The following is a 22,279-nucleotide window of genomic DNA, read 5'->3' on the forward strand; positions in this document are numbered from 1 at the left end:
ATTCTGGCTAGTGGCTGGAACCATTCTGGTTGGCGCTCACCATATCGTCCAATACAATAACCTTGGTCTGGCCATATGTGGAACGAATAGTGGAAATCAGGCAACTGAGATACTTCGTGGCCATCGTCGAGGAAGGCGGTTTCTCGCGTGCGGCCGAGCGCCTGCACGTGTCGCAGCCGCCGTTGTCGACCCAGATCAAGAGTCTCGAAAGCGAACTGGGCGTGCAGTTGCTCGAACGCAGCAACCGCGGTGTCTCGTTGACCGCTGCCGGCTCGGTGTTCTACGAGGAAGCACAAGCGGTGCTGGCTCGCCTGGAGCATGCGCGGGTCAAGACGCAGCAGACTGACCGCGGCGACATCGGCATGCTTGCCGTCGGCTTCGTCTCGATCGCCGACTACAGCATCCTGCCGCCAGCACTGAAAAGCTTTCGCGCCGACTTTCCGCGGGTCGAAGTCCAGTTGCACGAGCTGACCACCGATGCGCAGATTCGCGAACTGCGCGCCGGCCGGCTGGATCTGGGCATCGGCCTGGCGCCGGTGGACGAGCCAGACCTGGCGTTCAAAGGCATCATGCGCGAAGCGCTGGTGCTGGCCGCGCCGTCGGGTCACCCGGCCGCCAAAGGCGATGGTCCAATCGACCTGCGTACGCTGTCGAAGGCCCAGTTCATCGTGCCACCACGCGAAATCGCCTCCGGCCTGTACGACCTCACCATCAGCCACTGCCACGCCGCCGGGTTCGCGCCGCAGATCACCCAGCACGCAAGGCAGATGCAGACAGTGATAGGACTGGTCTCCAGCGGCATGGGTTTGGCGCTGGTGCCCTCTTCCGTGCGCAACCTGCAACGCCGCGGTGTTCACTATCGGCCGCTGCGCGGCAAGCCGGCGCTGATTGAACTGGGCATCGTACGCGCTCGAAATGTCACCAGCCCGCAAGCGGAAAACTTCATCAAGGCACTGATGAGCGCCAAACCCGCAGTATCCGTCGCGAACGCCTGAGTTCTCGATAGTCGACGGCGGCGGCGCTCCGTCGAGTCAGCTTTCGATGGTGGCCCGGTGATCGACCTCTTCCCACGCACCCGGCCAGCGCGTTGCGATGACGCTGCGTGCGAACAAATCACTGGCGTTGAGCAAACGCGACGGGCAAACACACGCCCGATGCGCCGCCGTGCCCGCAAGTTGCCTCATCTGATCCGCAATCCGCCGCATCTTCGGCCCGGCCGCCGCTCCCGTTGCTGTCCCAATAGCCACGAGCGACCTTCCCGCGCGCGTGCAACATGCGCCCGGGTCGGAAACGGTGCGGATTCAATCAGCCACAACAACACAGGGGAGCGCGACATCATGATGGAAAATTCGAGCAGGTTCAGGAAGGCAAGCACGCGCGTGCTCAATCGCAAAGTGCTGGTGCTGGCCTTGCTCGCCCTGGTTGGCTACGAGCTCTACCAACATCCGCCCATCGAAACCATCGGCAGGCAACAAATCGGTATCCGCGTGAACGGGTTGACCGGCTCGGTCAGCGAGCTGGGCGAAGGCATCTGCCTGATGATTCCCGGCATCCACAGCTTGCGCACGTTTCCCCTGCAGGATCAGATCTACCGCCCTGAAGGCAGCGCCAAGGCTAACGGCGCTGCGCCCTTCCAGTCATCGGAGGGCTTGTCGATCGGCGTCGAGCTGGCGATCCGCTACGCGGTGGATTCAACCAGTTTGCCCAAGGTCGCCAGGAAGTTGCCCGATGACATCGGTCGTGACCTGGTCGAGCCGTTGGTTCAGGGCGTCATCTACAAGGTGTTTACGCGCTACACCGTGCGCGAAATTTTCTCGACCAAGCGGCAGGAAATCCAGACGGTGATCGAAGCCGAGCTGAAGCCGATGCTGGCAGCGGACGGCATCGTTCTGCGCAACGTGATGATGGGCAACGTCGACCTGCCGCCGGATTACCGCGACGGCATGAACAAGGTGCTGGCCACCGAACTGCAGACCGAGCAGATGCAGTACACCTTGCAGCTGAAGACCAAGCAGGTGGAGGAATCAAAGCTTCAGGCCGAAGCCGACAAGGCTCGCAGCGACACCGCGGCCGAGGCGGCAGCCAACGAGCAGGTGATTGCCGCCAAGGGCCAGGAGGAAGCGATGAAACATGTGCTTCCATTCAAGCGCAAGCAGATCGAGCAGCGTGAGCTTGAGGCCGAAGCCGACAGTGCTGCCCGCATCCGTACCGCCAAAGGCGCAGCCGAAGCACGCCGCATCGAAGCCTCTGGCGAAGCGGACTCACGCCGCAAACTTGCGGACGCCGAAGCCTATCGACTGGAGCAGATCGGCAAGGTCAACAGCGAACAACTCGAACGCGATGGCGTGCTGATCGACAAGCACCCGCTGCTGATCCAGAAGACCCTGGCCGACAAACTGTCCGACAAGATTTCGGTGATCATCGCACCGCCGCCTGCTGCCGGTGGCTTCATCGGCCAGGCACTGATCGATAGCAAGCAGCAAGCAGCGGGCAACAACGCCGGGGCGGCGCAATGAAGGCCCTTGCATGCATTCCCTTGCTGTTGGGCATCGGCCTCGTGCACGCCGAGTCCGCTCCAGCACCGTTGACGCAGCTGGCGATCGTCACCGAGGACGGCGTCGCCTTGCGTGCCGAGGCGCGCCATTCTGCGGCCCCGCATGCGGTGCTATGGCAGGGCGAGAATCTGGAAGTCCGCGGGCGCTCACTCGACTATTTGCAGGTCTACGACCACCGCATCGAGCGTGCCGGCTTCGTTCGCGCCAGCGCGGTGCACATCATCTCCACCCAACCTGACGACGCTGCCGAGTTGTTGGCCGTCGCGCGGTTTCTGCGCGACATTCCGGGCAACGAGTCACTGGGCATTGCCTACACCGCGGCCTATCTGAAAGCCGCGCCGGCGAAGGAAATAACCGCCGAACCGTTCGACGCTCTGGGCGTGATGGCAAGCCATCTGGCCGAACGCGTTTCGACAAACCGCAGCAAAGCGCAGGAACCGGTTTTGTCGGGGCAACTGGAGGTTGCCGCCGGTTACGGCGTCGCCATCAACAGCATCAATCGCAACGGCCGCATGCGGCTGTGCTACGACGGTGATGCGTTCCGACGCGTCATGGCGCTGGACGCCACCGCAATGCAAAAAGCGACCGCCGCGTTGGCCTTGACCACGTCGGAATGCATGGCCCCGGACCAACCGCCGGTTCAACGCGACGCCTTCGATAGCTGGCGCGCCGAACTGCTGGATCGCGTGCCACGAACAGATCTCCCCCGCTACGTGCAAAATCGCCTGCACATGCGTGCTGCATCGATCTGGTCGGCAATCGCGTACGAACGCACCCGGCGCAATGAATCCGCACAGCAAGCCGCGTCCCGCGCCCTCGATGAATTGGCCGCTGTCGATACCCACGCGCTCATCGAAAGCGACCGCGCCGAGTACAACGATGCAGCAACCCGGGTCGGTGCATCACGCTGGGCGGCAGCGCCGCTGGTCAAGCCGAATACCGGCCTGCATATCGTCACCGCCGTGGGTCAGCCCGGTGAAACGTGCATCAAGCTGCTGGATGGCCAACACGACGAAAGCAAACCACTGGCGCAACGTTGCACCTACGGCACCGTCTGGGCCAGTTCGGCGCGCGCCAACGCCAACGGCACGGCTCTGGCTTTGGCCGTGCAACCGATGACCAGTTGGCGCGAATTGTGGCTATTCCATCGGGTCAACAAGCAGTGGACGATCGATGTGTTGCCGCCGGCAAATGACGATCCCGGACTGGGCTATATCGAATTTGCCGGCTGGGTGCCTGGCGACCACGTGCTGCTTGCGGCCCGCGAAGCCCGCGTCAACGGGCGGTTCGTGCACCGCTTCGAGATCATCGACATGGCCACCCTGGCAACCACCCACTACGCCGACAAGCCGTCATCACTGAGCCTGTTTTATCGGCATCAAGATGCCCTTTGGAAAGGTGGCACGGTCAGCCTGCGGAATTGACGCCCGGTCGTGACCGGCAAGCAAGATCGAAGCTCGGATGGCGCTGTCATGAACAAGACCCTTTCCGTTGGGGTGCATCACGCTCGAGCGGCTTCGCACCAGACCGGCCAGACGATTTGGGGCCACGCATGCAGCTGCCTCCGATTCGCCTGATTCACAACACCGACACCAGCTTGTCCGCCAGCCAAAGCCAAGCCGCAGACCTTTCGCCGACCACTTCGATCACGTGGGCGATGAAGAACACGACAAGGATCAGCAGGAACGGGCTGCGCAACACTGGCTGGTGCAGCCGAAATTTCGCGTAAAGCAGGAATGCCACCAGCGAGGCGTACATCAGCAACAACATCAGTAGGATACCCGGCAGCCCGCCCACGACATGCAGCCCCAGCCGCACCAGCCCCGGCGTGGCGGAAGCCAAGGCGGCCGCGATCATGAAAGCCACATGCTGATGAAAATGCCGTCGCCTGAACAAGGCGATCGTGTAGAACGACAGGAACAGGGTCAGATCGATAAACGGTTGCTCAAGCCCCGCCAGCACCGCATTTCTGGGCGTATGGGCAATATCGTTGAGGTAGGTGTGCTTGATCACCTGCAATGCCGTGAAAAAGAACAGCGCCACTACCACGAGCGACGCCCGGCCCAGCCACCGGTGCAGATCGAGCCGGTTGGCACGGATCAGGAACGGCTGGATCGATAGCAGCGCGAACCAGATCACTGCCACGGCAGCATGCAGATGGAAAATCCAGGGAACTTGTCCGTGATGCGCCAGCGTGCTGAAGTAGCCGAAAAACGGCGTGCCCGCGATATGTGGCGTGAAGCCGGCAACAACCAGCACCAGCAGCAGCAGGAAGAAGAATCCGAGATTGCGGTAGGGGCGCTTCATCGTCTGACCTTGGTGGCAGGGCAACGGGAAATGGAGCGGGACAGAAACACCTGCAGACGAGCTCACGCTGGAAGGAAAGCAGTCGACGCAGCTTAGTGGAAAATCTACCGTCTCCGTCGATATGACGAAGGCCCCGCACTTTGTCGGCGAGTCCGGTCATAGCGCGGCATAGTCGGGGGAACCTACCTCTGATTCCACGCCAGCCATCGAAAGCCGCAGCCGACGATACGACACCAGAAAAAGCCGATTGGCGTCGTCTCACCTCCGCAGGGATGTTGCCGCCATCGACGCCATCAAGACACGATGGGAGCTATCGTGACGGTCATACTGCTTGCCAGCTCTCACTGCCTTCCAGGACTCCGCGCCCATGTGGATCGTGATACTTGTCACCGTCGTGATCACCACGCTCATCGTGATGATCTCGATGAACTTCCATCGTCCGGAAAAGTCCGTGCGGCATCACGTCAAGCACTGCCATCCGATTGACGATCCGCAATTCAAGCTGGAAATGGACGCCATGCTCGGGCCGGCCGTGCTCGATGGCAACGCCATCACTGCGCTGCAAAATGGCGACGAAATCTTCCCGGCCATGCTGCAAGCCATTCGTGGCGCAAAATGCAGCATCACCTTCGAAACCTACATCTACTGGTCCGGCGATATCGGCAAGTTATTCGCCGATGCACTGAAAGAGCGTTGCCAGGCCGGTGTCGCCGTCCATGTCATGCTCGACTGGGCGGGCAGCGCGAAAATGGACGGGCGCTTGCTGGACGAACTTACTGACGCCGGCGTCGAGGTGGAGCGTTACCACCCGCTGCGCTGGTACAGCATTGCGCGGCTAAACAATCGCACCCATCGCAAACTGCTGGTGGTCGACGGACGCATCGGTTTCACCGGCGGCGTGGGCATTGCCGACCAGTGGCAAGGCCACGCGCAGGACCCCGAACATTGGCGCGACATCCACTTTCGCGTGGAAGGCCGGGTGGTGGCGCAGTTGCAGGCCGGCTTCATGGACAACTGGATCAAGACCACCGGCCGGGTTCTGCACAGCGACCTGTACTACCCGCGACTACAGCCTGCGGGCAATAACGGCATGCACTTGTTCGTCAGCTCACCGGCCGGCGGCAACGCCAGCATGCGCCTGATGTACCTGCTTGCGCTGGCCGCTGCCAGCCGATCGATCGACCTGCAGGCCGCGTATTTCATTCCGGACCGCCTGGTCGTCGACGCCCTGCTCGACGCGCGCAAGCGCGGCGTCGCCATCCGCCTGCTGGTGCCCGGTCACTACATCGACTCGAGCCTGGTGCGCATGGCGTCCAAACGCCGCTGGGGCCGATTGCTGACTGCTGGTGTGGAGATTTTCGAATACACGCCGACGATGATGCACAACAAGATGCTCATCCTCGACGCAGAACTGACTTCGGTAGGCTCGACCAACTTCGATATGCGCTCGTTCGACCTCAACGACGAGGCAAGCCTGAACGTCTACTCTCGCGAATTCGGGCAGCAAATGACCGCCGTGATGGATGCCGACTTGCAGCATGCCAAGCCATACACGCTGGCAAAGTGGAAGCAGCGTTCATGGAAGCAGAAGCTGGGCGAGTTGTTGGTGCGGCCGGTGGAGTCGCAACTGTAGGGCTAAACGAAGCATCCTGATCCTGCCGGTCAACAGTAAGAAGTCACCGTTGTCCATGGGCGAAACATGACAAAGTGACCTGACCGTTCCGCACCTTTCATGCTCAAAGCCAGCGGCTGACCGACCGTGTGTATTGCTGGTACGGCTCGCCAAACGTCGCCAGAAGAACACGCTCTTCGGGCATGACCTGGAAGCGCGTGAGGTACGCGATGAAGACGACAACAGTGACGAGCGTCAAAGGATTTGCAAGGTAGGCACAAACCCCCAGGAGCACCAGGGCGAGCCCTAAATACATGGGGTTTCGAGTGAATCGGTACGGCCCGCTCTGCACAATCGTGGTCGCTTTTTCCGGGGTGTGCGGGTTGGGCGTCGTTCGGGCTCGGCGAAACGCAAAAAAGCCAGCCAGCGCCAGTGCCATACCCGCAAGCGCCAGGATCACCGCAATCACGATTCGGGCTGGCATAACGAAAGTCCAGCCAGGCGTGAGCTGAGCCAACAACCACGCCAGTGCCATGCAGGAAAGCGCGATAACCGGGGGCGGAATCTTCAGCTCCAGTGTCGACATTTTGCCTGGTCTCCATGGTTGACTTGAGTCGCGGAACACCTTGTCGCTGCGGACGCGATGCGAGATTCCACCAGCCTTTCTACGCGCTTTTCGTCACGAAATGGACGTGCCGTCGGCGCTGTTGAACGCGTGCAGTATTTCGACGTTGCAATCGTCTGCCTTCATGCATTTATGCGAAATCGCATCCGCAAACTATGCAGCTCCTGTGCGATCAAGCAACGCCACAATGCAGTTGCGTTCCGGCGGCATGCCGAAAGTGAACAAGCCAGAGTGCTTGTGACCGAAACCTTCGGCGTTCTGGCTGGCTTGGCAGCGCGTACAACAAGTGCGCTCGCCATCAAACTGATGGAACAAAGCCTAGCTGCTGCAGAAAGTTCAATCCTCATGATTTGCCCCTGCCGCAGGAGACAGCAGGCACATCATGCAGTGCGCATAGCGACCGCGACAGTGTCTTGGTCTGATCCAGTGCATGAGCCCCAAAGCTCAAACGCTCACATCGCAAAGAGCGTACGGCTCCAGCCTTCTTTCATCGTCACGAAAGCCGTTCCCGGGCCAAGCCGCGACGGGTCAAGCAGAAGTTCATCCCGCAGGTTCTGACTCAACCCACGCTCCTGACACCCGGTGCGTCTTGTGCCGATAGGTCCGGTCGAACTGGCAACGAGGGCTGGCATGGCGCATTCGGGTTCACGCGACCCAGGGTAATATTCTTCGATGCGCGCACATACTTGTTTGCGTACGTCCAGATTTCGCCTGTCTCGGTGATCAGCACGGTCCAGTAAAGATCCGACTCGGGGCCGTAGTCCAGCAGAATGTGGGCAAACCCTTCGCCCTTCGGCGTGTTCATGGGAATCGGCGGGTTGAGCTGAAGCATGGCGTTCTCCATATGGCTAACGGCCTATGTGCCAGCGCACCCGTCAGAAAACGGTGAAGAAAGTTGCCAAGCTTGGCTGAGTCGCGATTTTGCAGTGGGGAGCATCAACCAAGTAAGCGCGCCTCCGGTACGGCCGTCTCCTGGAACGCCTTCGAGCTGCTTCTCCACGTTCGATCTCGTGCCACTGGGTGAGTGAACTCCCAACCACTGCACCGGTAGAACCTTCTGCGCTTGTATCTCCGTCAGCTACTCCTGTTCAACCGGGTGCAAGTGAACCTGACCCCGTTTTCGCCGTTTTCGTAAGTGAACCTGACCCCGTTTTGCATTTACGATGAAGCAACGACAGCTACCTGATGCTTCGCGGGCATACTTGGCCGACGCCTTGCCCCACACTTGGTCAGCTTGTTGACGGGACAGGCCCGAGGCGGGGGTGTAGAGGTTCTGGTTTTCAAGCCACTTCCCGCAAGGCGTCGCTTCCAAGGTCGTGGTTTTCTTTCCCGCTCGACTGCAGAGTTCTGCATAAGCTTCCGCCGCACCACGGTTTTTCCCCGCATCGTCGGAATAGAAAACCGCTCCATCGTGCGAGGATGCAACCGGGAAAGTTCCGGATGCTATGACGCCTTCCAGTCGCACCACTTCCATGTGGGATGTCATGAGATCAGCTCTCGATGGTCACCCAGTAGTCGACTGCGCCCCAGGCATCCAGCAGATTCTTTTCAATCCTCGCCCGAACAAAGCTGTCAATCCGCTCCTGTTCGAACGGCGGCTGCCAATAGGCATCGTGCGGCAGAAGAATGGCGGCCCCGAAACGTCCATCGTCATCCACGATGGTGTCGCAATACAGCAGCAGCACGTGGTCACCATCCTTGTACTGCATGGTGTTGCGATCCCTGCTCGATACCTCGACTCCAAGATCGTTGGTCAACCATTGCGGTGCGATCGCCCTGAACATGTGAACCTTCCTTGATTGTGTGAGCGTGACGGGCACCCATCATTGGTGTCGGCACCATGATGATTCGAAAACAGGGTCAGGTTCACTTACGAAAACGGTACGAAAACGGGGTCAACTTCACTTAAACAAAACTGATGGAATTTCCCGCATGAAATGGATCGTTCAAAAGCGATCTAGCCAAGTCTTCGACACACCCCGCCGCATCACCCAGCCAACGCCTGCAAAACGTTCTTCGGATCCCTGCTGATAGCGCGCAGCAGTGCCTTGGCCGGACCGGTAGGCTCGCGCCGCCCTTGCTCCCAGTTCCGCAGCGTCCCAACTTGCACGTCAATCAGCGTGGCGAACCTGGCCTGAGACAAGCCCGTAGCCTTGCGGATATCGGTGACGCCGATGGCATCGATATGGAATTCACGTGATGGCTCACGCACGCCGTGAACGATCTCGTCCATCTGCGTCACGCTTTCGAAGAAGCTGGCAAATTGTTTGGCGTCCACGACTATCTCCACTGCTCGACGACTTTTCGGAGTACCACTTTCTGTGCTGGCGTCAGGTTGACCTGTTCATTCTTGGGATAGACGAACAACAGGCCGATGCGTGAGGCGGAAATTAAAGTGGTAGTAGATCACCCGTGCACCACCGCTCTTGCCGTGGCCTTTCGCGGCGACCCTCACTTTGCGCAGACCACCTGTACCTGGAATGACATCACCTGCCTGGGGATTGTCGGCCAGCGTTCGTTGAAACGTTCCATAGTCATCGTCGCTTAGCAGCAACTTGATCTGACGGGTGAATAGTGGTGTTTCAACAAAGATCATGAGCGCACATTACGCCAATGACGTATATGCGTCAATGGCGTATATGTCGCGACTTGCACGAAGCGGGTGCGGGTGGCTTTTTATGTACTACTACAGCCGCAGTTCACCCCTCCAAACAATCAAACCGCCGATCCGCCTCAACATCCGCCTCGTAATCCACGTCCTCCCGGTCAAACCCGAACAGCTTCAAAAACTCGTGCTTGTACCCGGCGTAGTCAGTGACCTCGCGCAGGTTTTCGGTAGTAACCGTCGGCCACAGCGTCTGACACGGCTCCTGCACGTCCTCGCGCAACTCCCAATCGTCCAGGCGCAAGCGCCCTTCGTCATCGGTCGCCGGCACCGCGCCATCAGCCCGATACAGCCGATCGTGGAACAACCGATTCGCCTGCTCGATCGGATTCTCGTGGATGCCCTTCTCCTTCATGACCTTGAAGGCGATCGACACGTACAGCGGGATCACCGGAATCGCGGCGCTGGCCTGGGTGACGACGGATTTCATCACGCCGACGTAGGCTTGCAGTCCCGGGTGACGGCTGCGCAATTGTGCAGCAGTGTTGTCCAGATGCTGCTTGGCCTGGCCCAGCGTGCCGTGCCAGTACATCGGCCAGGTGATTTCGGTGCCGATGTAGCTGTAGGCAATGGTCTTGGCGTGGTCAGCCAGTACGCCAGCGGCGCTCAGCGCGTCGATCCACAGCGCCCAGTCTTCGCCGCCCATCACGGTGACGGTGTCCTTGATTTCCTGCTCGGTGGCCGGCTCGACGGTAGCGTCGATGACGGTGTCCTTGTTGGTGTCGACCGAGGTGTTGTGGAACGGTTCGCCGATGGTCTTCAGCGCCGAACGCACCACTTCGCCGGTGTCCGGCAGCTTGCGCACGGGTGAGGCCAGCGAATAGACGACCAGATCGATCGGGCCGCCCATTTCGTTCTTGATGATCTCGATCGCCTTGGCGCGGGTCTCGTGCGAGAACGCGTCGGCGTTGATCGACTTGCTGTACAGGCCGGCCTGCTTGGCCGCCTTGTCGAATGCGGCGGAGTTGTACCAGCCGGCGGTGCCGGTCTTCTCGTGGGTGCTCGGCTTTTCGAAGAACACGCCCAGCGTGGCCGCGCCGTAGCCGAACGCCGCAGTGATGCGCGAGGCCAGGCCGTAGCCGGTGGAGGCGCCAATCACCAGCACGCGCTTCGGACCCTTCGACGGGTCGTGCCCGGCAGCCTTGGTGATGGCGATCTGGTCGAGCACGTTGCGCTCGCAGCCGACCGGGTGGGCGGTAATGCAGATGAATCCGCGGACTTTGGGCTTGATGATCACTCGGTAACTCCTGCGAAGGTTCGGCAATCCGTCATTTTAGCCATGCCGGACGGCCATGCGCTGCCGTAGGGTCAGGTCGGTCGCCGGCTGCGCGCCTTATCGTGGCTTTGACGTTTGCACCCGTAGCATTCGCGGATGTCCGACCCCTTGCTCCAGCCACGACCTGAGGGACTGTATTGTCCCGTCGGCGACTTCTTCATCGACCCCTTGCTGCCGGTGGCGCAGGCGGTGGTGACGCATGCGCATGGCGACCACGCGCGCTCAGGCAGTAGCCGCTATCAGGTGGCGGCGGCTGGCCTGGGGCTGATGCGCGAGCGGTTGGGGGCGGCAGCAGCCATTGACGCCCATGCCTACGGCGAGCCATTTGCGATGGGCGCGGTGACGGTGTCGCTGCATCCCGCCGGCCATGTGCTCGGCTCGGCTCAGGTGCGCATGGAGTACGCCGGTCGGGTGGTGGTGGTTTCCGGTGACTACAAGCGTGAGCCCGACCCCACCTGTACTCCATTCGAGGCAGTGCCATGCGATGTGTTCGTCACCGAATCCACGTTCGGCCTGCCGGTGTATCGCTGGCCACCGATGGATCAGGTGATCGACGAGCTGCTGGCATGGTGTGACGACTGCGCACGAAGGAAGATACCCGCGGTGCTGTTCTGCTACGCACTGGGCAAGGCGCAGCGGATTCTGGCCGAGCTGGCCCGGCGCACCGGTCGCACGGTGCATCTGCACGGCGCGATGCTGCGCCTGGTCGAAAGCTACCGCGAGGCGGGCGTGGTGATGGTGCCGACCGAACCGGTGAGCGAGTCCGCGCACGGCCGTGACTTTGCCGGCGAACTGATCATGGCGCCGCCCTCGGCCGCGGGCTCGCCGTGGATGAAGCGCTTCGCCAAAGCCTCGACCGGATTCGCCTCGGGCTGGATGCAGATACGCGGCAACCGCCGCCGTCGCGGCTATGACCGCGGTTTCGTGGTGTCCGACCACGCCGACTGGCCGGGACTGCTGCGCAGCATCGAGGAAAGCCAGGCCAGCCGTATCTATGTCACCCACGGCGACGGCGAGACCTTGATCCGGCATCTGCGCGACCAGGGCCACGACGCAGTGGCACTGCGCGTGCTGCGCGGGACCGACGCCGAGAGCGGCGGCTGATGCGTCGCTTCGCGGCCCTCTATGCCGAGCTGGATCGAACCAGCTCCACGCTGGCCAAACGCGAGGCGATCGTGACGTATCTGCGCCACGCACCGCCAGCGGATGCGGCGTGGGCGGCCTACGTGTTGGGCGGCGGCAAGCTGCGCCGGTTGGCGAAATCCGGCGAGCTACGCCAGGCGCTGGCCGAGGCAACCGGCTACGCGGACTGGCTGATCGACGAAAGCTACGAACAGGTGGGCGACTTGGCCGAGACGATCGCGCTGATGCTGCCGGCCGGCGACGGCAAACTGTCCGCGGTGCCGCTGCAAAACTGGATGGAGGAACGCCTGCCCGAACTGGGGCGGCTGGCGAGTGACGCGCGCATCAAGCGGCTACAGGCGTGGTGGGCAGCGCTGCTGCCGGCGCAGGTGTTTCTGCTCAACAAACTGATCACCGGTTCGCTACGCGTGGGCGTGTCGCACAAGCTGGTGGTGCAGGCAATCGCCCATTGGTCCGGCCAACCTACCGACCTGATCGCCCATCGCATGAGCGGGGACTGGCGCCCTTCCGCCGATGCGTTGAACGCGCTGGCCCAGCCACCCGGCGAAGACGAGCATCTGGCCGACCGGCCCTACCCGTTCTTCCTCGCCTCACCCCTGGAGCACGAAGTGCACACGCTGGGCGAGCGCGACGAGTGGCTGGCGGAATGGAAATGGGATGGCATTCGCGCGCAACTGATGCGCCGCGGCGACAGTGTGGATTTGTGGTCGCGTGGCGAAGAACGTCTGGACGGCCGTTTCCCCGAGATCGAACGCGCGGCATTTTCGCTGCCGGCGCAAGCGGTGCTGGATGGCGAAGTGCTGGCGTGGGATGCAGTGGCCCAGATCCCGCTGGTGTTCACTGCGCTGCAAAGGCGCATCGGCAAGCTGAAGCCCGGCCCCAAGCTACTGGCCGATGCGCCGGTACGTTTCATGGCCTACGACGTGCTGGAGCACGAAGGCATTGATTTGCGCGAGCAACCGTTGCACGCGCGCCGCGCCCTGCTCGCCCGTCTGCTGACGTCTACTGATCCGAGCCTGATCCTGTCGCCGGCGATCACCAGCGACTCGTGGTCCGCGCTGACCAGCGAGCGTGAGCAGTCGCGCGTGCGGCAAACCGAGGGCTTGATGCTGAAACGGCTGGACTCTCCGTATCGTGTGGGTCGCAAGCGCGGCGACTGGTGGAAGTGGAAGGTCGATCCGCACACGCTGGATGCGGTGCTGCTGTATGCACAGCCGGGGCATGGTCGGCGCAGCGGGCTGTTCACCGATTACAGTTTCGGCGTGTGGGACGGCGAAGCACTGGTGACGGTGGCCAAGGCGTATTCCGGACTGGACGACGAGGAGATCGGCAAGCTCGACCGCTGGATCCGCGCGCACACCACCGAGCGCTTCGGCCCGGTGCGCGCGGTGGAACCGGTGCACGTATTTGAACTGGCGTTCGAGGCGGTGCAGCTGTCCGGCCGCCACAAGTCTGGCGTGGCGGTGCGCTTTCCGCGCATCGTGCGCTGGCGTACCGACAAGGGAATCGGCGATGCCGACAAGCTCGACGACCTCCGCCGCCTGGCATCGGGCTGAGGCCCGCCTGCGCGCGTGGTTCGCCACGCTCGAGCGCAAGCCGGCGGCTTTCCAGCGTGCGGCATGGCGGGCGTGGGCGGACGGCCAGAACGGCTTGATCCACGCACCCACCGGCACCGGCAAGACGTTGGCTGCCGTTGGTGGTCCGCTGATTGATGCCGTGCTGCGGCCGCAACGCGGGCTGCAGTTGCTGTGGATCACCCCGCTGCGCTCGCTGGCCACGGATACCGCACAGCACCTCGCCACCGCGGTGGAAGCGATGGAACTGCCGTGGCGGGTGCTGCGCCGCACCGGCGACAGCAGCAGCAGCGAGCGCGCGAAGCTGCGTCGCGGTGACTGCGAGTTGCTGGTGACCACGCCGGAAAGCCTGGCCCTGCTGCTCAGCTACCCCGACGCAGCCGAACGCTTCCGGCACCTGCGTGGCGTGGTGGTGGATGAATGGCACGAATTGATCGGCAACAAGCGTGGCACCTTGCTGCAGCTCGGTCTGTCTCGCTTGCGTGCGCTGCAGCCCGAGGTACGTATTTGGGGCCTGTCGGCCACGCTGGGCAATCTCGATGAGGCGCTGGCTACGCTGGCTGGTGAAGGCGTACTGATTGGTGGCGGCGCCAACAAGCGCGTGCAGATCGAAACCGCCCTGCCCGATGAAGGCGAACGCTTTCCGTGGGCGGGTCATCTCGGTCTGAAGCAACTGGCGCGCGTCTTGAAAGCGGTGCTGAAAGTACGCTCGGCGCTGGTGTTCGCCAACACCCGTTCGCAGGCCGAGCTGTGGCACGAAGCGCTGGCCTCGGTGTGGCCCGAAGCACCGGAAACATTGGCGATCCACCACGGCTCGATCGATCCCAAGCTGCGCTTCGCCACCGAAGAAGGTTTGCGCCAGGGCACGCTGCGCTGCGTGGTGGCCACCTCCAGCCTTGATCTGGGCGTGGACTTTTCGAGTGTGGATCGGGTGATCCAGATCGGCAGTCCCAAGGGCGTGGCGCGACTGCTGCAGCGTGCCGGTCGCAGCGGTCATGCGCCCGGTCTGCCGTCGAAAATCCTGTGCGTACCAACCCATCTGCTGGAACTGGCCGAAATTGCCGCCGCGCGGCGTGCGCTGGCAAAACATCATCTGGAACCGCGCCGGCCGCTGCGTGGCTGCCTGGACGTGCTTGCGCAGCACCTGCTGACGCGTGCGCTCGGTGGCGGTTTCGAGGCTGACCAGGCCTATGCGGAAATCGCCAACACGCGTGCCTACGCGCAACTGCCGCGAGCGCAGTTCGATGCGGTACTGGCGTATCTGCAACACGGCGGCACGGCCCTGGCCGGCTACCCGGAATATCAAAAACTGCAACGCGACGCGGGCGGCCGCTACGTCGTCGAAAGCAGTCGAGTGGCGCGACTGCACCGCTTGTCCATCGGCACCATCACCGCCGACGGCAGCCTGCAGGTGCGCTACCTGAAAGGCGCCCGACTGGGCGCGGTGGAAGAGAGCTTCGTATCACGGCTGCGCCCGGGCGATCGCTTCCTGTTCGCCGGTCGCAACCTGGAACTGGTGCGCGTGAAGGACATGACTGCCTACGTACGCAAGGCATCCAACCGTCAAGGCGGCGTGCCGCGCTGGATGGGCGGGCGGCTGCCGCTGTCCGGCGAACTCTCTGCCGAACTGCGGCGCACCCTTGCCGATGTCGATGCACCGGAGGCGGAGATGCGCGCACTGCAGCCGTTGCTGGCGATCCAGCGACAACAATCGCGGGTACCGGCCGAAGACGAGCTGCTGATCGAACGCTGCCACACGCGCGAGGGCGAGTATCTGTTCGTCTATCCGTTCGCCGGGCGGCTGGCACATGAAGGCCTGGCCGCCGTACTCGGCTATCGGCTTTCGCAGCTGGCCAAAGCCGATTACGGCTACGCCATCAACGATTACGGTCTGGCGATCACCGCCCGCAAGTTGCCACCGCTCGATGCCGCTGCGATGCGCCAGCTGCTGCATCCGTGGCAGCTGCGGCGTGACATTCGCGCCAGCATCAACCTCACCGAACTGGCACGGCGGCAGTTTCGCGAGGTGGCGCGCGTGGCCGGGCTGGTCTTCAACGGCTACCCCGGCAGCGGCAAGACGCTGCGCCAGCTGCAGGTATCCAGCGGCCTGCTGTTCGACGTGCTGCGCCGGCATGATCCCGATCATCCGCTGCTGTGGCAGGCGGAACGCGAGGTGCTGGACCAGCAGCTGGACTACGCCCGCCTGCGCGACTGCCTGATTCGCTGCGCGCGCCATCGGCTGTTGTGGGTGGAAACACCCCGACTGAGCCCGCTCGCGTTTCCCCTGTGGGTGGAACGCTTGCGCGGCGGGGTGCATGCGGATGACTGGAAGAGTCGCGTCGAGCGGATGTTAGCCAGTCTGGAAAAGGCAACCAACCGATGAATGAGATGCGCCTGGAGATCGCTGGGGAATCGCTGGAATTGCACGCAGAGCGCGCAGCATATTGGCGCCACGCGAAATGCCTGCTGGTAGCCGACGTGCATTTCGGCAAGGGCGCGGTTCTTCGCCGTGCCGGGATCACCGTGCCTACCGGACAAACCTTGGCTGACCTTGGTCGTCTCGATGACCTGATCGCTCACTACCAGCCTGCCCAACTGATCGTGTTGGGCGATCTGGTGCACGGAACAGCGCCGCGGGATGCACCGTGGATCGGTCAGGTCAGCGCGTGGCGACAGCGTCATGCCGACGTCGACATGCGCTTGATTGCCGGCAATCACGACCGCCATTTCGACACTCGACGGCTGGGTTTCGAAATGGTCGGCGACGCACTGGCCATGCCACCGTTCCTGCTGCGCCACGAGCCGGGTGCCGTCGCTGGAAGCTATGTGTTGGCCGGCCACGTGCACCCTGGCACGACCTTGCGCGACGGCTGGCGACGCCATCGCGTGCCCGCCTTCCGGTTTGCAGACGATGCTGGGTTGCTGCCCTCGTTCGGAACGCTGACCGGTCTGCACGAGACGCCAGTGCAGCCAGGCGAACGAATCGTGGCGGTCACGCCCGGCGGGTTGCTGCCGTTGGGCGCCGCCAGCCGGCGTGAATGAATTGCAGCGACCGCATAAAAAAAACCCCGCACAGGATGCGGGGTTTTCAATCGTGCTTGGCAAGGCTTAATCAGACAGATCAGGCAGCTTCAACCGCCGACGCCTGGGCACCCTTGGGCCCCTGGGTGACTTCGAACTGCACGCGCTGACCTTCCTGCAGGCTGCGGAAGCCCTTGGTATTGATCGCCGAAAAATGGACGAACACGTCCGCACTGCCATCCTCGGGTGCGATGAACCCGAACCCCTTGGCATCGTTGAACCACTTGACCGTACCAAAACTCATTGCGAGAACCTCTGGATACATGGAGTGAGTACGCCAGGTTTTTACGCGGTTCATCCCCCGGTTGGCCGCCCTGACCGCGGGGAAAATAGCAAGATGTGAAGACCAATTGCAATACGAATATGTCGTGTGAGTGCAACAACTCCGCCGATGGTTCTCAGAGCTGCAGCAACTTGCCCAGAATGCGCGGCACTTCAGCGGTGGCGGCAGCGAGATGGGCGAAGATTTCCTCGATGCTGATTTCCGCCTCGTCACCGCAGCCGGCGGCGAAGTTTGCCACCAGTGCCAGGCAGGCATAATCCAACCCCAGCTCCCGTGCCAGCACAGCCTCGGGCATGCCGGTCATGCCGACCAGGTCGCAGCCGTCGCGCTTCATGCGGGCGATCTCGGCGCGTGTTTCCAGTCGCGGCCCCTGAGTGGCACCGTAGCAGCCGCTACCGATGACCCCAACGTTGGCTGCGTGCGCCGCTTCCAGCAACTGCTGACGCAACGACTCGGTATACGGCTCGCTGAAGTCGATGTGCTTCACCTCGGCGCCGTCGACATCGCAGAAGCTGGTGAAGCGTCCGTGGGTGTAGTCGACCAATTGATCGGGCACCACAATCACCTGCGGACCCATGTCGCCGCGAATACCACCGACGGCATTGACGCCGATCACCCGGCGCGCGCCCAGGCTGTGCAGCGCCCACACGTTGGCTCGGTAGTTGACCCGATGCGGCGGCAGCGTGTGGCTTTCGCCATGGCGGGCGAGGAAGGCGATGCGCTTGCCGACGAAGTCACCAATCACGATGTCGCCGGAGGCCGGGCCGTATGGTGTGTCTACCGTGTACCGCTCGGCGTTCTCCAGCCCCGGAAAGTTGTACAGGCCGCTGCCGCCGATGACGGCCAGGTCGATGGAAGTTGGCTCAAGATGGGACATCAGAGTGATCCGTCTTCGGGTGGTGGACTAAAACGGTGTTCGCGAGGCTCTGCATTCGTAGGGCGGGCACGGCCCGCCGCACTTTCAATGGTGCTTGCGCTCAACAGCGGCGGGCCCACGCCCGCCCTACAAAACGCATCGCGTACGGGGCGTTTCTACAAGGTGTTGGCTTCTTTCAACGCGTAGATGCCCGGCAAGTTGCGGCCTTGCTCGTAGTAGTCCATGCCGTAGCCGAACACGAAGCGGTCCGGCAGCTCGACGCCGTTGAAGTCCGAGGCGATGCCTTCCACCAGCCGGTCGTGCTGCTTGGTGCACAGGCTGGCGATCAATACTTTCTTCGCGCCGCGTTTGTAGCAGTCCTCGCGAACTTCCTTCAGCGTGTGGCCTTCGTCGAGGATGTCATCAACCAAGAGCACCACGCGATCGGTCAATGACACGATCGGCTCGCGCAACCAGTGCAGTTCGCTGCCGGTGGTTTCCCCGCGGTAGCGGGTGGCATGCACGTAGTCGAATTCCAGATCGGTGCGGATCGCCAGCGCGAGCTGGCCGGCGAAGATCAGCGCGCCGTTCATCACGGTGAGGAACACCGCGCGCTCGCCGTTCAGTGCGGCATCGATGCGTTTGCCCATGTCGGCAATCACCGGCGCCAGCGTCTTGCTATCGAACAACAGGTCGGACTGAGCCAGTGCATCGCTCAAAGCGGGAGTGGAAGTGTTCATGCGTTTCCTTGGTCGGCGTGCAAGGCCGTGATGCGCGCCACGAAGCGATCGCGCTGCGGGTTGTCGGTAAGGCCGGCCCAGCTCGGGCCGAGGGTGCCGCGCAGAGCGGCGAGTGAAAGAGGCATCGTGCCAGCGTCGGCAGGCATCGCGGCAATCGCTGCCTCGACCACGTCGGGGAAGCAGGCCAGCACCAGATCACAACCGGCATCCAGGTGCGCCCTCACCCGCTCACCCACGCTGCCGGCGGCACCGGCGGCCGCCATGCTGATGTCGTCGCTGATCACCGCGCCGGTGAAGCCCAGCTCGCCGCGCAGGATCTGTTCGATCCAGATGTTCGAATAGCCGGCTGGCTGGCTGTCCACCGCGGGATAGGTAACGTGCGCCATCATCACCGCCTCGACGCGTGCCTCGATGCACTCGGCAAACGGGCGCAGGTCGTCGTGGCGAATCTGTTCCAGGCTGCGTGGGTCGATCGCCGCCACCTTGTGTGTATCGCCAACCACCGAGCCGTGTCCCGGAAAATGTTTGAGCACCGCAGCCATGCCGCCCAGGTGCATGCCGCGCACATAGGCCTGGCCCAGCTCGGCGGCGATCGCCGGATCGGCGTGGAACGCGCGCAAGCCGATCGCCGCATTGCCGCGCGCAAGATCAACCACCGGTGCAAAACTGAAATCCACACCGCTGGCGCGCAGCTCGCTGGCCATCACCCAGGCGTGTTCCTCGGCGAGGCGGATCGCTTCGTTGGCATCGCGCTGGTACACGGCACCGATGGCCGCCAGCGGCGGCAGGCGCGTGAAGCCGTCACGGAAGCGCTGCACCGGACCGCCTTCCTGATCGACCGCAATCAGCAGATGATCGCCACCGACTTCACGGATCGAATCGCACAAGGCGATCAGTTGTTCACGCGACTGGTAGTTTCGCGCGAACAGCAACACGCCAGCGACACATGAAGCGCGCAGCCAGGGTTTCTCGTGTTCGGCCAGTGCCAGCCCAGCCACGCCGATCATCAACATGCGGCATCCTCGGCAGCGCGCTCAGCCGGCGACCATTGCCGGTACGGGTGCGTGATCAGGTTGACGTTGTAGTAGCGCGTCAGCGCGCTTACTTCGCGGCCCAGCCACGGCGGACGAGGGAATGGCGCGTCAACCGCCGGCAACTCGACCTCGGCCACGATCAGGCCGCCGTTGTCGCCGTTGAACTCATCAATCTCGAACAGCACGCCGTCGACGCGGACATGGTGACGGACTTTCTCCAGCACACCGTCACACAGGCTCGCCAACATGACCCGCACATCGGCCACCGGCACGGGATAGTCAAACTCGGTGCGCGCGATGCCCGGCGTGGCAGCCTTGATGTTCAACCAGGCCTTGTCACCGGCCAGACGGGCCCGCACCGAAGCGCGCGCCTGGCCCTCGCGCAGCGCCTGTGCGCCGACCAGATAACCTTGTGCCATCGCCTCGCTGTGTTCGACGTTTGCGCGCCAACTGTCATCGGCCAACAGAAATTTCCGTTCGATTTCGATACCCATACTGACTTACCCGCGTTCGAACAAGGCAATCGACTCGACGTGCGCGGTGTGCGGAAACATGTCCATCACACCGGCCGAGACGAGTTTGAAGCCGTGCTGGTTGACCAGGATGCCGGCGTCGCGCGCCAGCGAGGCGGGATGGCAGGAAACGTACACGATGCGTTTGGTCTGCTTGTGCGGCAGGTAGTCCAGCACCTTGTCGGCGCCCGCGCGCGGAGGATCGAGCAACAGCTTGTCCCACGGCTGCCGCGCCCAGTCGGTGTGGCGCTGGTCTTCGAACAGGTTGGCAACATGGAACTTCGCGTTGTCGATACCGTTGCGCGCGGCGTTTTCGGCAGCGCGTTCGACCAAGCCATGCTCACCTTCCACGCCAACCACTTCGGCGACACGGCGGGCGATCGGCAGGGTGAAGTTGCCGAGGCCACAGAACAAGTCGAGCACACGATCGGTGGGCTGCGGATCAAGCAGTTCCATCGCCCGCGCCATCATCAACTGGTTCATGCCGGCGTTGACCTGCACAAAATCCAGTGGCTGGAATTCCAGTTCCACATCGGCAAAACGGGCGTCGTCGCTGGCAATGCGGAACGCCAGCCGCGGGCTCTCCGGCCATAGCGGATGCACGCTGCTGACGCTGCCAGGTTGCAGGTAGATCGCGAAACCGTGCTGCTGGCCGAAGGCAAGCAGTTCCGCCTGATCACGCTCGCTCAGCGGCTGCATGTGACGAAACACCAGCGCCATCAGGTCGTCGCCGGCAGCGAACTCGATCTGCGGAATCGTGTCGGCCGCATCCATCGTGGCGATCAACTCGGCCAGCAGGCCGACCTTGGGGCCGAGTGACGGATGCATGACTTCACAGCGCTGGATCGGCGTGACGAAGCGCGGGTTCTGCTCTTCGCGAAAGCCGACCAGCACGCTGCCTTTCTTCGCCACATTGCGAACGGACAGCCGGCCCTTGCGACGATAACCCCACGGCTCGGCGGTGAGCGGCGGTAGCCACGAGCCTGACGTGACCTTGCCGATGCGCTCGAAATTTTCGGCCAGCACGCGTTGCTTGGCGGCGATCTGCGAGGGCGCATCCAGATGCTGCAATGAGCAGCCGCTGCACAGCGCGAAGTGCTGGCACAGCGGCTCGACCCGGTGCGGCGAGGCGGTGATCACCTCGACCACTTCGGCCTCGTCGAAATGGCGATGACGCTTGCGCAGTTTCGCCATCACCGTCTCGCCGAGCAGGCCGCCGCTGACAAAAACCGTCTTGCCGTCGATCCGCGCCACGCCGCGGCCATCATGGCCGAGGTCGGTGATGTGAGCCTCGAACGGCTTGGGCGACACGGAGTTGGATCGGGACATGGGTTCGCGTTGGCTGATGGCTGGCAGACGATTATCCCAGATCAGCCCGCATCACGCCCCGTGACGCCCTGCCCGGCTCATTTTTTCTGCCACGCACCGCCGGCATTCTGGTAGTACCAGCCCGCACGCGCCTTCTCGATCCACGTTTTGGCGAAGGTGCCACGGATCTGCGATTCCCACTCGGGGTGGTTGTTGGCGTTGGCGATTTCGCGGTACAGCGCGTTGCGATCGCGATTTTCGTCGGCAATCGTGGCATTGGCCTGCGCGCGGGCGCTCAGCGGCACCTTGGCCGCATCACGCATGGCGACCATGCCGTCGTGGGTGAAGCCGGCCGCGCCACTGTCCAGCAGATCGCCCAGCGCACCCTGGAAACGGCCATGCATGCGCGCACGAATCGCTTCGGCAGCTGCGGTCTGGATCTGGATATTCGGCACGTCACCGGCGTGTGCTGCCGGTATCAGCAGGTCCAGCAGCATCGCCGACGGCTGCGTGACAGCGGCTTCCGGCTTCGGGTTCTTCGGCGCTGGAGTCGCAGGAGTCGCCTGATCCAGCACATTGCCGATGAACTTGTCGGCCGCCTTCTGCGCTGCCGCTTCGGGGAAGTAGACGTTGATCGTGACGCAACCGACCAACGCCATGGCCAGGGCGGTCAGAATGACGTAGAGGAGTTTGCGCATGATGAGCTCC

Annotated in this window: 22 protein-coding genes; 8 read left to right on the top strand and 14 right to left on the bottom strand. The window is 62.8% G+C overall.

The window, feature by feature from the left end; all coding sequences use genetic code 11:
• Positions 1 to 89: 89 nt before the first annotated feature.
• From PY254_RS11990 to PY254_RS12000, 3 genes are all read left to right on the top strand, one after another.
• Positions 90 to 995, top strand: a complete 906-nt coding sequence (locus PY254_RS11990) for a LysR family transcriptional regulator (protein ID WP_281012275.1) — start codon at positions 90 to 92, stop codon at positions 993 to 995.
• Positions 996 to 1,379: 384 nt separating this feature from the next.
• Positions 1,380 to 2,516: an SPFH domain-containing protein gene (locus PY254_RS11995; RefSeq protein WP_281012276.1), complete on the top strand. Its 1,137-nt coding sequence runs from the start codon at positions 1,380 to 1,382 to the stop codon at positions 2,514 to 2,516.
• A complete protein-coding gene (locus PY254_RS12000) occupies positions 2,513 to 3,979 on the top strand; it encodes a hypothetical protein (protein WP_281012277.1) in 1,467 nt (488 codons plus the stop codon). Before PY254_RS11995 ends, PY254_RS12000 begins: the two co-directional genes overlap by 4 nt.
• Positions 3,980 to 4,133: 154 nt before the next feature.
• Here the strand turns inward: PY254_RS12000 and PY254_RS12005 are convergent, their stop codons facing one another.
• Positions 4,134 to 4,862, bottom strand: a complete 729-nt coding sequence (locus PY254_RS12005) for a hypothetical protein (RefSeq protein WP_281012278.1) — start codon at positions 4,860 to 4,862, stop codon at positions 4,134 to 4,136.
• 367 nt (positions 4,863 to 5,229) lie between these two features.
• Here PY254_RS12005 and PY254_RS12010 point away from each other — a divergent pair, with 367 nt between their 5' ends.
• Entirely contained in the window at positions 5,230 to 6,495 is a 1,266-nt protein-coding gene (locus PY254_RS12010; protein ID WP_281012279.1) for a phospholipase D-like domain-containing protein, read from the top strand.
• A gap of 103 nt (positions 6,496 to 6,598) precedes the next feature.
• Here PY254_RS12010 and PY254_RS12015 read toward each other — a convergent pair whose 3' ends face one another.
• The 6 genes from PY254_RS12015 to fabV all read right to left on the bottom strand — a co-directional run bounded on the left by PY254_RS12015 (position 6,599) and on the right by fabV (position 11,001).
• On the bottom strand, positions 6,599 to 7,060 hold the full coding sequence (locus PY254_RS12015; RefSeq protein WP_281012280.1) for a methyltransferase family protein: 462 nt from the start codon (positions 7,058 to 7,060) through the stop codon (positions 6,599 to 6,601).
• 598 nt (positions 7,061 to 7,658) lie between these two features.
• Complete coding sequence (locus tag PY254_RS12020) at positions 7,659 to 7,931, bottom strand: hypothetical protein (RefSeq protein WP_281012281.1); 273 nt, start codon at positions 7,929 to 7,931, stop codon at positions 7,659 to 7,661.
• A gap of 658 nt (positions 7,932 to 8,589) precedes the next feature.
• Positions 8,590 to 8,883, bottom strand: a complete 294-nt coding sequence (locus PY254_RS12025; RefSeq protein ID WP_281012282.1) for a hypothetical protein — start codon at positions 8,881 to 8,883, stop codon at positions 8,590 to 8,592.
• Between the two features lie 203 nt (positions 8,884 to 9,086).
• A complete protein-coding gene (locus tag PY254_RS12030; protein ID WP_281012283.1) occupies positions 9,087 to 9,377 on the bottom strand; it encodes a type II toxin-antitoxin system RelB family anti-toxin transcriptional regulator in 291 nt (96 codons plus the stop codon).
• A 66-nt stretch (positions 9,378 to 9,443) separates the two neighbouring features.
• On the bottom strand, positions 9,444 to 9,695 hold the full coding sequence (locus PY254_RS12035; RefSeq protein WP_281012284.1) for a type II toxin-antitoxin system RelE/ParE family toxin: 252 nt from the start codon (positions 9,693 to 9,695) through the stop codon (positions 9,444 to 9,446).
• Positions 9,696 to 9,798: 103 nt separating this feature from the next.
• Positions 9,799 to 11,001, bottom strand: coding sequence for an enoyl-ACP reductase FabV (fabV, locus tag PY254_RS12040; RefSeq protein WP_281012285.1), 1,203 nt, complete (start codon positions 10,999 to 11,001; stop codon positions 9,799 to 9,801).
• A gap of 135 nt (positions 11,002 to 11,136) precedes the next feature.
• Here fabV and PY254_RS12045 point away from each other — a divergent pair, with 135 nt between their 5' ends.
• The 4 genes from PY254_RS12045 to pdeM are packed head-to-tail and all read left to right on the top strand — an operon-like array spanning position 11,137 to position 16,799.
• On the top strand, positions 11,137 to 12,144 hold the full coding sequence (locus PY254_RS12045) for a ligase-associated DNA damage response exonuclease (RefSeq protein ID WP_281012286.1): 1,008 nt from the start codon (positions 11,137 to 11,139) through the stop codon (positions 12,142 to 12,144).
• Positions 12,144 to 13,739 carry an ATP-dependent DNA ligase gene (locus tag PY254_RS12050; RefSeq protein ID WP_281012287.1) on the top strand — a complete coding sequence of 532 codons (1,596 nt, stop codon included), beginning with the start codon at positions 12,144 to 12,146 and terminating at the stop codon, positions 13,737 to 13,739. The genes PY254_RS12045 and PY254_RS12050 overlap by 1 nt, the downstream gene beginning before the upstream one ends.
• Positions 13,696 to 16,140 carry a ligase-associated DNA damage response DEXH box helicase gene (locus PY254_RS12055; RefSeq protein WP_281012288.1) on the top strand — a complete coding sequence of 815 codons (2,445 nt, stop codon included), beginning with the start codon at positions 13,696 to 13,698 and terminating at the stop codon, positions 16,138 to 16,140. Before PY254_RS12050 ends, PY254_RS12055 begins: the two co-directional genes overlap by 44 nt.
• Positions 16,137 to 16,799 carry a ligase-associated DNA damage response endonuclease PdeM gene (pdeM, locus tag PY254_RS12060; protein ID WP_281012289.1) on the top strand — a complete coding sequence of 221 codons (663 nt, stop codon included), beginning with the start codon at positions 16,137 to 16,139 and terminating at the stop codon, positions 16,797 to 16,799. The genes PY254_RS12055 and pdeM overlap by 4 nt, the downstream gene beginning before the upstream one ends.
• 79 nt (positions 16,800 to 16,878) lie before the next feature.
• Here pdeM and PY254_RS12065 read toward each other — a convergent pair whose 3' ends face one another.
• The 7 genes from PY254_RS12065 to PY254_RS12095 form a co-directional block, all read right to left on the bottom strand.
• The gene (locus tag PY254_RS12065) at positions 16,879 to 17,082 is read right to left on the bottom strand and encodes a cold-shock protein (protein ID WP_007805352.1); all 204 of its coding nucleotides are present in this window, start codon (positions 17,080 to 17,082) and stop codon (positions 16,879 to 16,881) included.
• A 154-nt stretch (positions 17,083 to 17,236) separates the two neighbouring features.
• On the bottom strand, positions 17,237 to 17,998 hold the full coding sequence (locus PY254_RS12070) for an S-methyl-5'-thioinosine phosphorylase (protein ID WP_281012290.1): 762 nt from the start codon (positions 17,996 to 17,998) through the stop codon (positions 17,237 to 17,239).
• 155 nt (positions 17,999 to 18,153) lie between these two features.
• Complete coding sequence (locus PY254_RS12075; protein WP_281012291.1) at positions 18,154 to 18,717, bottom strand: hypoxanthine-guanine phosphoribosyltransferase; 564 nt, start codon at positions 18,715 to 18,717, stop codon at positions 18,154 to 18,156.
• Positions 18,714 to 19,730 (bottom strand): beta-N-acetylhexosaminidase, encoded by a 1,017-nt coding sequence (nagZ, locus tag PY254_RS12080; protein WP_281012292.1) that lies wholly within the window; start codon positions 19,728 to 19,730, stop codon positions 18,714 to 18,716. Before nagZ ends, PY254_RS12075 begins: the two co-directional genes overlap by 4 nt.
• On the bottom strand, positions 19,724 to 20,245 hold the full coding sequence (locus PY254_RS12085) for a CYTH domain-containing protein (protein ID WP_281012293.1): 522 nt from the start codon (positions 20,243 to 20,245) through the stop codon (positions 19,724 to 19,726). The genes nagZ and PY254_RS12085 overlap by 7 nt, the downstream gene beginning before the upstream one ends.
• Positions 20,246 to 20,251: 6 nt before the next feature.
• Entirely contained in the window at positions 20,252 to 21,592 is a 1,341-nt protein-coding gene (rlmD, locus tag PY254_RS12090; RefSeq protein WP_281012294.1) for a 23S rRNA (uracil(1939)-C(5))-methyltransferase RlmD, read from the bottom strand.
• A gap of 77 nt (positions 21,593 to 21,669) precedes the next feature.
• Positions 21,670 to 22,269, bottom strand: a complete 600-nt coding sequence (locus PY254_RS12095) for a YdbL family probable chaperone protein (protein ID WP_281012295.1) — start codon at positions 22,267 to 22,269, stop codon at positions 21,670 to 21,672.
• Positions 22,270 to 22,279: the final 10 nt, after the last annotated feature.

Origin of the sequence: Rhodanobacter sp. AS-Z3 (genome assembly GCF_029224025.1) — a bacterium.
Lineage (GTDB): Bacteria > Pseudomonadota > Gammaproteobacteria > Xanthomonadales > Rhodanobacteraceae > Rhodanobacter.